This window comes from Actinomadura sp. J1-007 (assembly GCF_009793335.1).
GTDB classification, from domain to species: Bacteria; Actinomycetota; Actinomycetes; order Streptosporangiales; family Streptosporangiaceae; genus Spirillospora; species Spirillospora yumaensis.
Genome location: NZ_WING01000001.1, coordinates 1010382 through 1023046 on the forward strand (window position 1 = coordinate 1010382; position 12665 = coordinate 1023046).

General features: G+C 75.2%; 12 protein-coding genes, 3 tRNA genes and 1 pseudogene. 4 read left to right on the forward strand and 12 right to left on the reverse strand.

Annotated elements, in window-relative coordinates; genetic code table 11:
- Positions 1-8: 8 nt before the first annotated feature.
- A complete protein-coding gene (locus tag GEV43_RS04560; protein ID WP_160819605.1) occupies positions 9-1208 on the forward strand; it encodes an alcohol dehydrogenase catalytic domain-containing protein in 1200 nt (399 codons plus the stop codon).
- Positions 1209-1346: 138 nt separating this feature from the next.
- Here the strand turns inward: GEV43_RS04560 and GEV43_RS04565 are convergent, their stop codons facing one another.
- The 3 genes from GEV43_RS04565 to GEV43_RS04575 are packed head-to-tail and all read right to left on the reverse strand — an operon-like array spanning position 1347 to position 3462.
- Positions 1347-1862 (reverse strand): cupin domain-containing protein, encoded by a 516-nt coding sequence (locus GEV43_RS04565; protein WP_160819606.1) that lies wholly within the window; start codon positions 1860-1862, stop codon positions 1347-1349.
- Positions 1859-2650 (reverse strand): alpha/beta fold hydrolase, encoded by a 792-nt coding sequence (locus GEV43_RS04570; RefSeq protein ID WP_160819607.1) that lies wholly within the window; start codon positions 2648-2650, stop codon positions 1859-1861. Before GEV43_RS04570 ends, GEV43_RS04565 begins: the two co-directional genes overlap by 4 nt.
- Complete coding sequence (locus GEV43_RS04575) at positions 2647-3462, reverse strand: aspartate dehydrogenase domain-containing protein (protein ID WP_309239452.1); 816 nt, start codon at positions 3460-3462, stop codon at positions 2647-2649. Before GEV43_RS04575 ends, GEV43_RS04570 begins: the two co-directional genes overlap by 4 nt.
- A gap of 195 nt (positions 3463-3657) precedes the next feature.
- Between GEV43_RS04575 and GEV43_RS04580 the strand changes: the two genes are divergently transcribed.
- Together GEV43_RS04580 and GEV43_RS04585 are read left to right on the forward strand one after the other, a co-directional pair.
- Positions 3658-4647: a hypothetical protein gene (locus GEV43_RS04580; RefSeq protein WP_160819608.1), complete on the forward strand. Its 990-nt coding sequence runs from the start codon at positions 3658-3660 to the stop codon at positions 4645-4647.
- Positions 4648-4712: 65 nt separating this feature from the next.
- Positions 4713-5570, forward strand: a complete 858-nt coding sequence (locus GEV43_RS04585) for an SAM-dependent methyltransferase (RefSeq protein ID WP_160819609.1) — start codon at positions 4713-4715, stop codon at positions 5568-5570.
- Between the two features lie 46 nt (positions 5571-5616).
- Here GEV43_RS04585 and GEV43_RS04590 read toward each other — a convergent pair.
- The 7 genes and pseudogenes from GEV43_RS04590 to GEV43_RS04620 form a co-directional block, all read right to left on the reverse strand.
- Positions 5617-5699: transfer RNA gene (locus tag GEV43_RS04590), tRNA-Tyr, on the reverse strand.
- Between the two features lie 84 nt (positions 5700-5783).
- A tRNA-Leu gene (locus GEV43_RS04595) sits at positions 5784-5858 on the reverse strand.
- A 4-nt stretch (positions 5859-5862) separates the two neighbouring features.
- Positions 5863-5935, reverse strand: a tRNA-Leu gene (locus GEV43_RS04600).
- Between the two features lie 247 nt (positions 5936-6182).
- Positions 6183-7727: a protein kinase gene (locus GEV43_RS04605; RefSeq protein WP_160819610.1), complete on the reverse strand. Its 1545-nt coding sequence runs from the start codon at positions 7725-7727 to the stop codon at positions 6183-6185.
- Between the two features lie 138 nt (positions 7728-7865).
- Positions 7866-8933 (reverse strand): PDR/VanB family oxidoreductase, encoded by a 1068-nt coding sequence (locus GEV43_RS04610; protein WP_160819611.1) that lies wholly within the window; start codon positions 8931-8933, stop codon positions 7866-7868.
- A pseudogene (locus tag GEV43_RS04615) lies at positions 8930-9807 on the reverse strand (metal-dependent hydrolase). The gene GEV43_RS04610 and the pseudogene GEV43_RS04615 overlap by 4 nt, the downstream one beginning before the upstream one ends.
- Positions 9808-10029: 222 nt before the next feature.
- Entirely contained in the window at positions 10030-10614 is a 585-nt protein-coding gene (locus GEV43_RS04620) for a TetR/AcrR family transcriptional regulator (RefSeq protein WP_160819612.1), read from the reverse strand.
- A gap of 79 nt (positions 10615-10693) precedes the next feature.
- Here GEV43_RS04620 and GEV43_RS04625 point away from each other — a divergent pair, with 79 nt between their 5' ends.
- Complete coding sequence (locus GEV43_RS04625; RefSeq protein WP_160819613.1) at positions 10694-11395, forward strand: crotonase/enoyl-CoA hydratase family protein; 702 nt, start codon at positions 10694-10696, stop codon at positions 11393-11395.
- A gap of 64 nt (positions 11396-11459) precedes the next feature.
- On the opposite strand, the gene GEV43_RS04630 is transcribed toward GEV43_RS04625, so the two are convergent.
- Positions 11460-11843 carry a helix-turn-helix domain-containing protein gene (locus GEV43_RS04630; RefSeq protein WP_309239453.1) on the reverse strand — a complete coding sequence of 128 codons (384 nt, stop codon included), beginning with the start codon at positions 11841-11843 and terminating at the stop codon, positions 11460-11462.
- 102 nt (positions 11844-11945) lie between these two features.
- Entirely contained in the window at positions 11946-12629 is a 684-nt protein-coding gene (locus GEV43_RS04635) for a hypothetical protein (protein ID WP_160819614.1), read from the reverse strand.
- Between the last annotated feature and the right edge of the window lie 36 nt (positions 12630-12665).

Here is a 12665-nt window from a genome sequence, read left to right on the forward strand (position 1 = left end):
GGGTCGCTGTGAGCGGGACCGCCGCCGGGGGGACGCAGCGCGCCGTCGTCTTCGCCGGGCCCGGACGGGCCGGGGTCGGCGAGGCGCCGATGCCGTCGCTGGACGTGCGCGCGGCGCCGGGGGTGCTCCCCCGGCGCTGCGACCACGGCGTGCTCGTCCGGACGCTCGCGACCTGCGTGTGCGGCTCCGACCAGCACACCCTGCACGGGCCCGGCGCGGTGCCCGGCATGGTCCTCGGGCACGAGCTGACCGGCGTGGTGACCGAGGTGGGCCGCGACGTCGAACGGGTCCGTCCCGGCGACGTGGTGGCCGTGCCGTTCAACGTGGCGTGCGGCCGGTGCGCGAACTGCCGCGCCGGCCTCACCGGGCACTGCCTGGCGGCCAACCCGTCCCGGCCCGGCGCGACGTACGGGATGGGCGAGGGGTTCGGCGGCTGGGCGGGCCTCCAGGCCGAGCACGCGCTCGTCCCGTACGCGGACTTCAACCTGTACGTGCTGCCCGACGCCGACCAGGCGCGGGAGCGGCTGCTGGACGTCGCGCTGCTGGGCGACGTGCTGCCGACCGGCTACCACGCGGCGAAGGGCGCGCGCGTCGGCCCCGGCTCCACCGTCTACATCGCGGGCGCGGGGCCGGTCGGGCTGGCGTGCGCGGCGGCCTGCCGGCTGCTCGGCGCCGCGGCCGTGATCCTCGGCGACTTCAACGCCGGGCGGCTGGAGCACGCCCGTTCGGCCGGTTTCGAGACCGTCCTGCTGGGCGCGGGCGCGCTGCCGGACATGGTGGCCGACGTGCTCGGCGTCCCGCACGTGGACGCCGGGATCGACTGCGTCGGCGCGTCCGACGCGGCCGTCGCGGGCGCGGGGGCGGGCGGAGCGGGCGAGGTCCGTCCCGCCGCCGCGCTGAACGACGTGGTGGGCGTGGTCCGTCCGGGCGGCGCCGTCGCGATCCCCGGCGTGTACCCGGCGGGCCCGCCCGGGGCGCGGCCCGCGCTCGGGCTGTGGCTCGGCGGGATCTGGTCGAAGGCGATCACCGTCAGCGCGGGCGCGACGCCCGCGCGCCGCTACCTGGACGAGCTCGCGAGCGCCGTGCTGCGCGGCGGCCTCGCGATCGGCGAGGTCGTGCGCGCGACCCCCGTGCCGCTCGCGGACGCCGCCGGGGCGTACGAGCGGTTCGGCGCGGGCGGCGTCAGCAAGTACGTGCTCATCCCCTGAACCATCCGCCGCACGCCCTGAACCATCCGCCGCACGCCAAGGCGCCGGGACCAGTCGGACGGTCCCGGCGCCTTTCCCTTTCCGGTTGGTCTCCGGCCCCCGGAGCCGCCTGGCGCGCGCTCGCGGGGCCGGACGCTCTCAGTCGCGGGTGACGCCGTGCATCGGGGACGTGGCGGGGTAGGTCGGGAGCTGCGGCTTCTGCGCGCCGATGATGACGCAGAACAGCGCCTCGCCGTCCCCCACGTTCCTCAGGCTGCGCGGCACGCCCGCGGGGACGCGGATCAGGTCGCGGTAGCCGAGGACGCGGCTGGCGGTCCTGGTGCCGTCCTCCACGTCGTGCACGGTGACCTCCAGCTCCCCCTCCAGGACGAAGAACGCCTCCTCGACGTCGTGGTGGGTGTGCTCGGGGCCGACGCCGCCGACCGGGAGCCGCATGTTGGAGAACGTGAAGTGCTCCGACGGCAGGATCCGCGAGTCGCTCTCGTGGTTCCCGGTCGCGCCGGACCCGATGTAGCGGATCTGCGCGCGGCGGAACTCCTCGCCCGCCTTCGCCTGGAACGCCAGGGTGTCCCAGTCCTCCTTGCGGCTGTCCTTGGAGGCGACGCAGGAGTCGATCAAAGCGTCCAGATCGGTGGTGGCGGTGTCGCTGGTCATGGGTTCTCCTCTAGGAATTCGCGTACGGCGGCGGCGAACGCCTCCGGCCGTTCCTGGTTGGACAGGTGCCCGGCGCCGGGGATCTCGGCGTAGCGGGCGCCCGGGATCCCGGCGGCGAGGCGCCGGGACTCCTCGGGCGGGCAGACGGCGTCGCGGTCGCCGACCACGACGAGGGCGGGGGCGCGGACCTCGCCGAGCCGCGGCCCGTGGTCGGTCTCGGCCATGGACTCGGCCGCGTACCCGTGGCCGGGGAGCCGGATCGCGGCGGCCATCGCGGCGGCGACCCGTTCGACGGCCTCCGGCGGCGCGGCGGGCGACAGCAGCCGCTTCGCGCGCCCGGCGGCGAACGCCTCGGGTCCGTGCTCGTCCAGCTCGGCGGCGCGGGAACGCATCGCGGCGGCCTTGGCCGGGTCGGCTCCGGACCCGCGGGTGGAGTCGGCGAGGACGAGCGCGCGGAGCCGTCCGGGATGGCGCAGGGCGATCCTGGTCGCGATGACGCCGCCCCACGAGACGCCGAGGACGTGCGCGCGGCACAGGCCGAGCCGGTCGAGGACGGCGACGGCCGCGTCGGCGTAGCCGTCCATGCCGGGCGGGCCGGCGGGGTCGGGCGAGGCGCCGTAGCCGGGCGCGTCCCAGGCGATGATCCGCAGGCCGTCCGCGAGCAGCGGCGTGACGGCGTCGAACGCGCCGCCCGAGGACCCGATCCCGTGCAGGCACAGGACGGGCGCCCCCGTCCCGCCGGTGTCGGTGACGTGCGCGCCCGGAGCCTCGGCGCCTCCGGCGTTCACGCGACCCTCCAGGCGGTGCCGGGGACGAGGTCGGCGAGCGTGCGCGCGACCGCGTACGCGACCAGGCCGCTGGTGGCCGGGTTGCCGGGGTCGGGGTGGTTGGCCAGCTCGAAGCGGTACTCCCCGACCCGTCCGCGGAACTCCACGACGTGCCGGGTCAGCACCGCCGCCGGGTCGGCCACCAGCCGGACCCGCACGGCGGACCAGTCGCCCGCGGCGAGGGCCAGCGTGGCCGCCACGTTCGCGTTGCGGGGGAACCGCGTCGCGGCCTCCCGCGCGGACCCGTCGTGGACGGCGACGGGCTCGTCGCCGGGCCGCAGGGCCCGCAGCCGCGCCGCGAGACCGTCGTCCATCCAGGGCTGGACGAGCGAGGCGGGCGGCTTCGACGAGGTCAGCCGCACGCAGGTGAGCGGGCCGCCGAGCGCGGCGGCGCGCACCACGTCCAGGCCGCCGAGGGCGCCCTGGCACACCAGCAGCCGGCCCGCGCGGGGCCGGGTCAGGCCGCGGAACAGGCCGTCGTCGGCGAGCGCGCCCACCGACACCGCGACCAGGTCGCGGCCCGCGTCGAGGATCTCGGCGCCGTGGTCCCACAGGGCCCGCTGCCCCGCGGCCTCCACGACGACGTCGCTGGCCCCGACCAGCTCCCGGACGCCGCGCGCCCGCATCGGCACGGGCGCGTCGCCGCGCACCGCCACCCCGGCCAGCTCCGCGCCGGGCACCTCGCCCCTGCGCAGCAGCCCGGCGACCTTCGCGCCGATGGCCCCGTGCCCGAGCACGCCGACCCGCAGCGCCGCGGCGCGGTCGTCCCGCACGCCCTCACCTCGATAGCTTGACTTGAAAATACTTGGGCTCGAAATATTTACCAAGCCGGACGGCCGAGCGCAAGCGCGCGGGCCTCGGCTCCTCCCGGCTCCTCCCGCCGGCTCCCCGGCAATCACCCGTACAGGGGAACCGGCTCCCCTTCCGGCGGGAGGCACCGGAACGCCGCGCGCAAGACGCTGGACCGCATGACCCTCTCCCTGTCCTCGCCGGCTGGACGGCACGCGCCGGCCGACCGCCGCCTGTGGCGCGTCCGGCTGGCGATCTGCTGGGCCGCGGTCGCGGTGTGCGTCCCGTACCTCACGCTCAAGGCCATCTGGATCGCCGGCGGGAACGTCGGCCTGACCGGCGCCGACCGCGGCGAGATGCACGAGGGCAGTGTCGTGGCCGCCAACGTCGTCACCGCGGCGATGGACCTGGCCGGGGCCGCCGTCGCCCTCGCGTTCACCTACCGGTGGGGGCGGCGGATCCCCGCCTGGCTCGTCCTCGTGCCGATCTGGGTGGGCACCGGGCTGCTCGCGCCGTTCGCGGTGGGGCTGCCGCTCGGCCTGCTCGTCCAGGCGATCGCCGGCGGCTCGCCCGTCCCCGCCTCCGGGGACGGCGACGCGCTGCACACCTGGGTGTTCGCCGTGGTCTACGGCGGGTTCGTCCTCCAGGCGGTCCTGCTGCTCGCCGCGTTCACCCTGCACGCGCGGACCCGCTGGCCCGAGCTGTTCGAGCTGCGCACCCGCGACCTGCCGAAGGGCCTCACGCACCCGCTCCAGGTGCTGTTCGCCAACGGGTCCGCCGCCGTCGCCGTCCTGTCCGGCGCGGTCCAGATCGCCTGGGCCGTCACCGGCGGGCGGCTCGGCGGCGACGCCGCCTTCGAGACCGCCGCCCAGCGGACGTTCGTGTTCGTCGGCGGGACGCTGGCGTTCGTCGCCGCCGCCGGGATCCTCGCCCTCGTCCACCGGTGGGGCCGCGGGAGCCTCCGGGGGCCGCTCACCGCCGCCTGGACCGGCGCCGGCGCGCTGTTCTCCTGGGGCCTGTTCGGCGCCGGAGGCGAGGGCTTCGGAGCGGCGGTCCACACGTTCACCACCGTCGCCGGACTGCTGATGGGCGTCGCGGGCGCGCTCGCCCTCATCGAGGGGACCGGGCGTTCCGACAAAGATCGACACAGCGGAGTCGGCGGGCGGTAACGTTCCACCGACGGCCCGCCGCCCCTCCCCGAGCCGGGCGGGCCGCGCCACGACACGGGAGCGCCATGGGCAACGCAGACCGATCAGAGACCGCCGTCCCCTCCGACGTGCCGACCTCCGCGCGCGCGTACGGCTGGATGCTGGGCGGCAAGGACAACTACGCGATCGACCGCGAGTTCATCCTGAAGACCGTCCAGGGCTTCCCCGAGTGCGTCGACATCGCCCGGCAGAACCGCCAGTTCCTCTACCGGCTCGTCCGGTACCTGGTGGAGGAGGCGGGGATCCGGCAGTTCGTCGACATGGGCTGCGGGCTCCCGACCGACGACAACGTCCACCAGGTGGCCCAGCGCCTCGCTCCCGACGCGCGCGTCGTCTACGTCGACATCGATCCGATCGTCCTCGTGCACGGCCGGTCCCTGCTCGCGCAGAACGCCAACACCGCCGTGATCGCCGCCGACATGCGCGACCAGCGGGCGGTCATGGACGACCCGTCGTTCAGGGACCTGATCGACTGGACCGAGCCGGTCGCGACGCTGTTCCTCTCGGTCGTCCACCACCTGCCCGACACCGGCGGGTTCGGCGACCCGCGCTCGGTCCTGATGGCGGTGGCCGACCGGGCCGTCTCCGGAAGCTACGTCGGCGCGTCCCAGGTCGTGTGCGAGGACGGCGAGCGCGGCCGGGCGATGAGCAGGCAGATCAGCGACGACGGCATCCCGTGGCAGACCCGCACGCCGGCCGAGTTCGACGCGCTCTTCCCCGGCCTGGAGCCGGTCGAGCCCGGCCTGGTCAACCTGCTCGACTGGCGGCCCGACCCGGACCAGCCGCCGCTGCGCCCCGCGCCCGAGGAACTGTCGGCCTACGTCGGCGCGACCAGGCTCAACCGGCGCCTGTACGAGTACGGCGGCCTGCTCCGTAAGCCGTAGCACGCGGAACGGGCGGTACGGAGCGGGCGGCGTGGAGCGGACGGTGTGGGGCGGGTGGGATTCGAACCCACTCAGCGCGAGGCAACTGCTTTACAGGCAGACCCGACTCTCCGACGTCGGCGCCGCCCCCAGGGCGCGGGCCCGTGACGAACGGGCCCGCGCCGTACCGCGATACGCGGGCCCGCACCGTCCCCGGCACGCGGGCCCGCGCCGTACCCCCGGCAGGACTTGAACCTGCACCATTCCTGGCCCTCAACCAGGCGCCTCTGCCAATTGGGCGACGGGGGCATCGTGCGACTCCCGGGATTCGAACCCGGACTTCTGCCGTTCTGAGCGACAGTCCTCTGCCGTTGGGATAGAGCCGCGTGCGCGCAAGGCGCGGGAGGAGGTGGCGTCACTCGCGGCGGCTCGGGCGGGGCGCTCCTAGGAGAGGAAGTACCGGCCGGTGCGGCGGGCGGGTGACGCCGAGGGCAGTCGATAGCCGGGCCGTTCCATGGCCAGTCCTCCTCTCGGCGTCCGTGTCGTTCGCTCCGTCCCCTCGGACGGGCCGACGTCACCTACCGTGCCATCCGCCCGAAAGCCGTCGCAACGCATTTATCGCCCGACCGCCGGTCAGTTCTCGAACGGCCGCGCGGTGGACGAGGACGGGTCCGTGGACGAGCCGGACGAGTCGTCCGGCAGGAGGTAGCCGAGCCCGACGAGGGCCCAGAACGCGACCATCACCCAGCCGAGCGCGATCCCGGTCGCGGCGAAGCCGAGCCCCCGCTGCCCGGTGCGCCGCACCTGCGCCCACGCGATGTGCCCCGCGACGATCGCCGGGATGGACGGCAGCCCGCAGGTGACCAGCCCGACCAGCCCGAACGTCAGCGCGTAGACCGCCGCGCTGTTGAACTTCGGCTTGCCGTACGGCGCGGCGTGCGCCGGATGGCCCGCGTGCGCGCCCTGGCCCTGCGTCGCCGCGCCGTACCCGCCGTGCGTGGCGTACCCGCCGTAGCCCGCGGCGGCCTGCCCGTACGCCTGATGCGACCCGTGCGGCCCGTGCGACGCCTGGGCCTGGGCCTGCGACGCGGCCACCGCCGCGGCGTGCCGGTACCAGACCTCCGCCTCGGCCATCCGGCCGCTCTGGCTGAGCAGGATGCCGAGGTTACGCATGGCGGCGGGGTCGCCCGCCTCCGCCGCCTGCCGGTACTGCCGTTCGACCGGCGACTCGGCCTGCCCCGCCTGCCCGGCCCGCTCCCCCGCCTGGGACGCCTGCGACGGCTGTGCGGGCTGCTTCGGGACGGCCCGCGAGGGCGGCGGCGTCGCCGGGCCCGGGGAGGGAGCGGGAGCGGGCACGGCCGTGCGGGGCCGGGCGCCGCTGGAGATGAGGCGGTCGAGCACCGCCTGGGCGGTCGGGCGGCGCGCCGGGTCCTTGGCGAGGGCGGCGCGGACGACCTCCAGCAGCGTGCCGTCCAGCGCGCCGAGGTCGGGCTCGCCGCTGAGGATCCGGTGCATGATCGCGGGCAGCGAGTCGCCGCCGAAGACCGAGTCGCCCCGCGCGGCGAACGCGACGGTGGCGCCCCAGGCGAACACGTCGGACGCCGCGGTCGCGCCCTGCCCGCTGAGCTGCTCGGGCGCCATGAACGCCGGGGTGCCGACGAGGCCGCCGGTCGCGGTCAGCCGGGTGCCGTCCAGCGACCGGGCGATGCCGAAGTCGATCACCCGGGGGCCGTAGCCGGACAGCAGCACGTTCCCGGGCTTCAGGTCGCGGTGCACGACGCCCGCGTCGTGGATCGCCGTCAGCGCCGTCGCGATCCCGACCGCGACGGCCTCCAGGTCGGCGCCGCGCAGCGCGCCCTCCTTGGCGACGGTCTCGTCCAGGCTGAGGCCGTTGACGAACTCGGTCACCAGGTACGGCGGGTCGGCGGACGGGTCGGCGTCCAGGACCGGCGCGGTGCAGAACGGGCGGACCCGCTGGGCGGCGGCGACCTCGGCCTGGAACCGCGCCCGGTACTGCCGGTCCGCCGCGTGCTCGCGCCGGATCACCTTGATCGCGACCTTCCGGCCCGTCCCGTCCAGGCCCGCGTAGACCGTCCCCATGCCGCCCTCGCCGAGCCGGTCGACCACCAGGTACGGGCCGATGCGGTCGGGCAGGGCGGGATGCGGTGTCTCCGGCACGGCGCGGGATCTCCTCGGAGGCTGGGATGAAACCCCCCAAGCGTGGCACAACCGGAGGGGACGCCGGGTCGCGTCCCGGGGACGGCTCGTCGGCCGGGGGACGGCTCGTCGGCCGGGGCCCGCGCGCCGCGGCGCGCCTCAGAGGTCGAGCGTGATCCGCCCGCCGCGCGCCCGCGAGACGCAGACCAGCATGGAGCCGTCGGCGCCCGCGTCCGGCGCGGCGCGCTGGTCGACGTCGCCGGCCAGCACGGCGGTACGGCACGTTCCGCAGAAGCCCTGGCGGCAGGAGTACGCCACGTCCGGCCTCCGCTCCCTGATCACGTCGAGCGCGGACCGGTCGGCGGGCACCGGCAGCACCGGCCCGCCGCGTCCGAGCTCCACCTCGAACGGCCTGCCGTCGGTGATCGGCGCCGGCGCGAACCGCTCGTAGTGCAGGGTGGCGCCGCGGCCGTCGCCGTCGCCGAACGCGGCGCGCACGCCGTCGATCATCGGCGCGGGCCCGCAGCAGTACACGGCCGCGCCGGGCGCCGCGCCCGCCAGCAGCTCGTCCGCGCGGGGCGCGCCGCCGCGCTCGTCGTCGGCGCGGACGGTGACGCGCTCCGCCGGGAGCGCGCCGACCTCGTCCAGGAACGGCATGGACGCCCGGTCGCGCCCGGCGTAGACGAACCGCCAGTCGGCGCCGGCCCGTTCGGCGGCGCGGACCATCGGCAGGATCGGGGTGATCCCGATGCCGCCCGCGACGAACAGGTACCGGTCGCGGGCGAGGAACGGGAACGCGTTCCGCGGCCCCTGCACGGTGATCGCGGACCCTTCGCGGTACGCCTCGTGCATCTCGACCGATCCGCCGCCGCCCGCGGGCAGGCGCCGTACCGCGATCCGGTACGAGCGCCGGTCGCGGGGGTCGCCGCACAGCGAGTACTGGCGGCGGCGTCCGGACGGCAGCAGCACGTCGAGGTGGCAGCCGGGCTGCCAGGCGGGCAGCGCCCGTCCGTCCGGGGCGCCGAGGACGAGGCTCACCACGTCGCCGGCCTCGCGCCGCGCCTCCCGCACCACCAGCGCCAGGGTCCGGTCGACGGGCCGGACGGCGGGCAGGTGCGGCGCGCGCAGCGAGCGGACCCGCTGGATGCCGTTGAACACCGTGTTGACGGCGACCCAGAACGGGTCGCGGGCGCGGCGGCCCCGCAGGTCGGGCGGGATCGCGCTCACCGCAGCGCCGCCCGCGCCGCCGGGGACGAGGCCAGGTACGCGACGGCCTGCGCCGTCGAGCCCTCGTGCAGCGGGCTGTAGCTCCGCCTGAGGTAGCGGCGCACGGACGCGGCGACCATGCGGCCGTCGGGGGTGAGCCCGGCCGGGCCGGTGCGGCGCAGGTGGTGCAGCCCGCCCTTGATCCGTCCGCGCACGACCGGGTCGCGGGCCATCAGGAACCGGTGCCCGCGCTGCCACAGCGCGGCGAGCGCGGTGATCGTCTCGGCCATGGCGCGCAGCCGGTTGGCGTACGAGCCGTCCAGGTGCATGTAGAGGTCGTGCGCGACGTGCCGGTGCTCGACCTCCTCGGCGCCGTGCCAGCGCAGCAGGTCCATCATCGTCGGGTCGGCGCCCGCCTCGTCCAGCGCGCCGGCGTTGAGGATCCAGTCGCCGAGCACGCCGGTGAAGTGCTCGATCGCCGCGATGATGCAGATCCGCTCGAACAGCCAGGCCCGCGCGCGGTCGCCGGTGAGGTCCCGGTCGCCGAGCAGCCCCTCGAACACGAACTCCACCTGCCGCACGAACGGCCGGACGTCCAGCCCCTGCTCGACGAAGTGGTCGAGCACCCCGTCGTGGGACGCCGCGTGCATCGCCTCCTGCCCGATGAAGCCGAGCACGTCGTCGCGCAGCGCGTCGTCCTTGATGTACGGGACGGCCTGCTTGAAGACCTTGACGAACCACTCCTCGCCCGCGGCAGCAGCATGTGCAGCACGTTGATGAGGTGGGTCGCCACGGGATCGCCGGGAATCCAGTGCAGCGGCAGCTCCGACCAGTCGAAGCGCACGTCCCGGGCCTGGAGGACGAGGTTCTCCGGCTCGGAGATCTCTACGGGCATGGGGCCTTCTCCTCCTGGTGCGCGCCGGCGGGGGGTGGGGGCGGGGCGGCGCACGGCGGCGGTGCGGAGCCGCCGGGCGAACGACTATTGACGATTTGTCCAGAAAGTACCGCGCGCCTTGTCACCCGACAACAGACCCCGCAGGTGAGCCTCATCACTGGCCGACGAAGGCCACCCGGCAGGCACCGCCCCCGTCCACGCACCGTCACCACCCAGGCGCGGTCACCGTTGGGCGGGGAGTTCCGCGGTCAGGGTGGCCGCGACGACGTCGGCCGTGACGCGCAGCGGCCGGGTGTCGTGCGCCGTGCGGCTGAGGACGATCGCGCCCTCGAACGCCGCGAGCACGTACACGGCCAGCTCGGCGGCCCGGTCCTCGGCGATCCCGGCGGACGCGAGCCGCCGCGCGATCGACGCCTCCCACGCGGCGAACACCTCGGCGCACGCGTGCCGCAACGGCTCGCTCGTGCTCGCGACCTCCAGCGCCACGGTCGCGATGGGGCAGCCGTCGCCCCACCCCGACCGTTCCAGGGCGTCGACGCTGAGGTGGAAGAAGTCGCGCACCGACCGCACGACCTCCGCGTCCGCCTGCGCGAACACCCGGTCGAACAGCTTGAGGTAGCGCGCGCCCGAGTGCGCGACCGCCTCCGCGCCGAGATGCTCCTTGCCGCCGGGGAAGAAGTGGTAGAGCGAGCCCCAGGGCGCGCCGCCCGCCGCGGTGATCTGCTTGAGGCCCGTCCCGGAGTACCCCTGCTCGCGGAAGAGCTGCGCGCTCGCCTCCAGCAGGCGCGTCCGCGTGTCCTTCGCCATCCCGCCACCCTAGCCCTTGCGCCAGCTAGAGCGATCTATCTAGATTATGACGATCGATCTATCCATCCGAGGAGGCGCCATGCCCGTACGGACCGAGCGCGAGGGGCCCGTCCACGTCGTCACGATCGACCGGCCCGAACGCCGCAACGCCGTGGACGGGCCGATGGCGCGCGCCCTCGGCGACGCGTTCGCCGCGTTCGAGAGCGATCCCGAGGCGAAGGTGGCGGTGCTGACCGGCGCGGGCGGGACGTTCTGCGCGGGCAACGACCTCAAGGCGATGGCGGCGGGCGACTTCCCCGTCCCGACCGAGACCGCTCCCCCGATGAACGTCACCCGCACCGCGCTCGGCAAGCCGGTGATCGCGGCGGTGGAGGGCTACTGCTTCGGCGGCGGCTTCGAGCTGGCGCTCTGGTGCGACCTGCGCGTGGCGTCCGCGACGGCCGAGTTCGGCGCGCTCAACCTGCGGCGGGGCCTGCCGTGCATGGACTCGGGCACCGTCCGGCTGCCCCGCCTGGTCGGCCACGCCCGCGCGCTGGACATCCTGCTCACCGCGCGCCGCGTCCCCGCCGCCGAGGCCGAACGGATCGGGCTGGTCACGCGCCTGACCGCCGAGGGCGAGGCCCTGCCGGCCGCGCTCGAACTGGCGAGGGAGATCGCCGAGACGCCCCAGGAGGCGCTGCGCGCGGCGCGCCGTTCGGTGATCGAGCAGTGGTCGCTGAGCGACCGCGACGCCGCGGCCAACGAGACCCGCCACGCGGAGGCGGTCCTGCCGGCGTTCTGACGCGTTCCGGCGCGGCCCGGCTCGTCCGGACGCCTGGTCCGGACGCCTGGTCCGGACGCCTCGTTCAGCGGCCGGGGTCCGCGTCGTAACGGCGCTGCGACTCGACGATCGCCGGGACCTTGGAGCGGATGACGTTCACGAGCTTCTGGAGGGAACCGGCGAGGTCGCGGCCCACCGGGGTGAGGCTGTAGGAGACCTTGGGCGGGATCGTCGGCTCGACCTCGCGGTCGATGAGGCCGTCGCGGGTGAGCGTGCGGAGGGTCTGGGAGAGCATCTTCTCGCTGATCCCGCCGATCCGGTCGCGCAGCATGTAGAAGCGCAGCGGCCCGTCCGACAGCGCGACGAGGATCAGCATCCCCCAGCGCCCGGCGATGTGGTCGAACACCTCGCGCCCCGGGCAGTCGGCCCGGAACACGTCCGTCAGCGCGTCCCCGTCCTGTACGTCCACCCGCCGGAGCTTACCCCCGGTAAGCCCGGCCGCGCCGGTTCGCGGCGCGCCCCGTCCGCGGGAGCGCGCGAGGCAGGCTCCCGGGGACGGGCGCGCGGCGGATCAGCGGGCGGGGACGTGCGGCGTGCCGTCGCGCATGGCGGGGAAGCTGTACGTGGCGGCGGTGGTGCCCCGGGTCATCCGCGTGATGTCGGCCTCGGGCAGCACCTCGGTGTCGTCGTCGATGACGACCTCCCACCGGCAGTGCGGGACGCGTCCGGCCGGGACGCGCGGCGGCCGGTGGACGGGGCGGACGCGCGCCTTCGGGTTCACGGCCTGGGCGGTGATGTCGAACGTGCCGTCCTCGATGGTGTGGCACATGCCCTTGATGGACCGCTCGCCGAACGGCTCGACGTCCAGCAGCGCGCCGCACGAGCGGAGCTGGAAGAACCCGTGCGTCTCGGAGACCAGCTCGTACTCGACGTCCATGTAGTGCTGGGCGAACCCGGGGTCGAGCTGGAGGCACTTGAAGATCGCCGAGACGCCGTCCCCCTCGATGTTCATGATCTGCCGGACGCGCTCGGTGTAGACGGGGCTCGCGCCCTTCCACTCCTCGATCGCGATCTCCTCGACGACGCGCTGGCCGTAGCGCATGCCGACGGCGATCAGGGTGGAGCGGTCGAGCAGGTGGACGATCAGCGCGTACTCGCGGACGAGGCGGACCAGCGCCTCCCTGGACAGGTCCTCGAAGCGGAAGTCGGGGTCGAAGTCGCCCGAATAGTCCTCACGGGGCTTGCGTTCCGTCATGCCCTGAACTGTAGTCTGGACACGTGTCCAGAACAA

Bases quoted from the DNA above. Each gene is read 5' to 3' on its own strand.
- GEV43_RS04565 (WP_160819606.1), bottom strand. From the start codon at position 1,862: ATGACCAGCGACACCGCCACCACCGATCTGGACGCTTTGATCGACTCC.
- GEV43_RS04580 (WP_160819608.1), top strand. From the start codon at position 3,658: ATGACCCTCTCCCTGTCCTCGCCGGCTGGACGGCACGCGCCGGCCGAC.
- GEV43_RS04585 (WP_160819609.1), top strand. From the start codon at position 4,713: ATGGGCAACGCAGACCGATCAGAGACCGCCGTCCCCTCCGACGTGCCG.
- GEV43_RS04620 (WP_160819612.1), bottom strand. From the start codon at position 10,614: ATGGCGAAGGACACGCGGACGCGCCTGCTGGAGGCGAGCGCGCAGCTC.
- GEV43_RS04625 (WP_160819613.1), top strand. From the start codon at position 10,694: ATGCCCGTACGGACCGAGCGCGAGGGGCCCGTCCACGTCGTCACGATC.
- GEV43_RS04635 (WP_160819614.1), bottom strand. From the start codon at position 12,629: ATGACGGAACGCAAGCCCCGTGAGGACTATTCGGGCGACTTCGACCCC.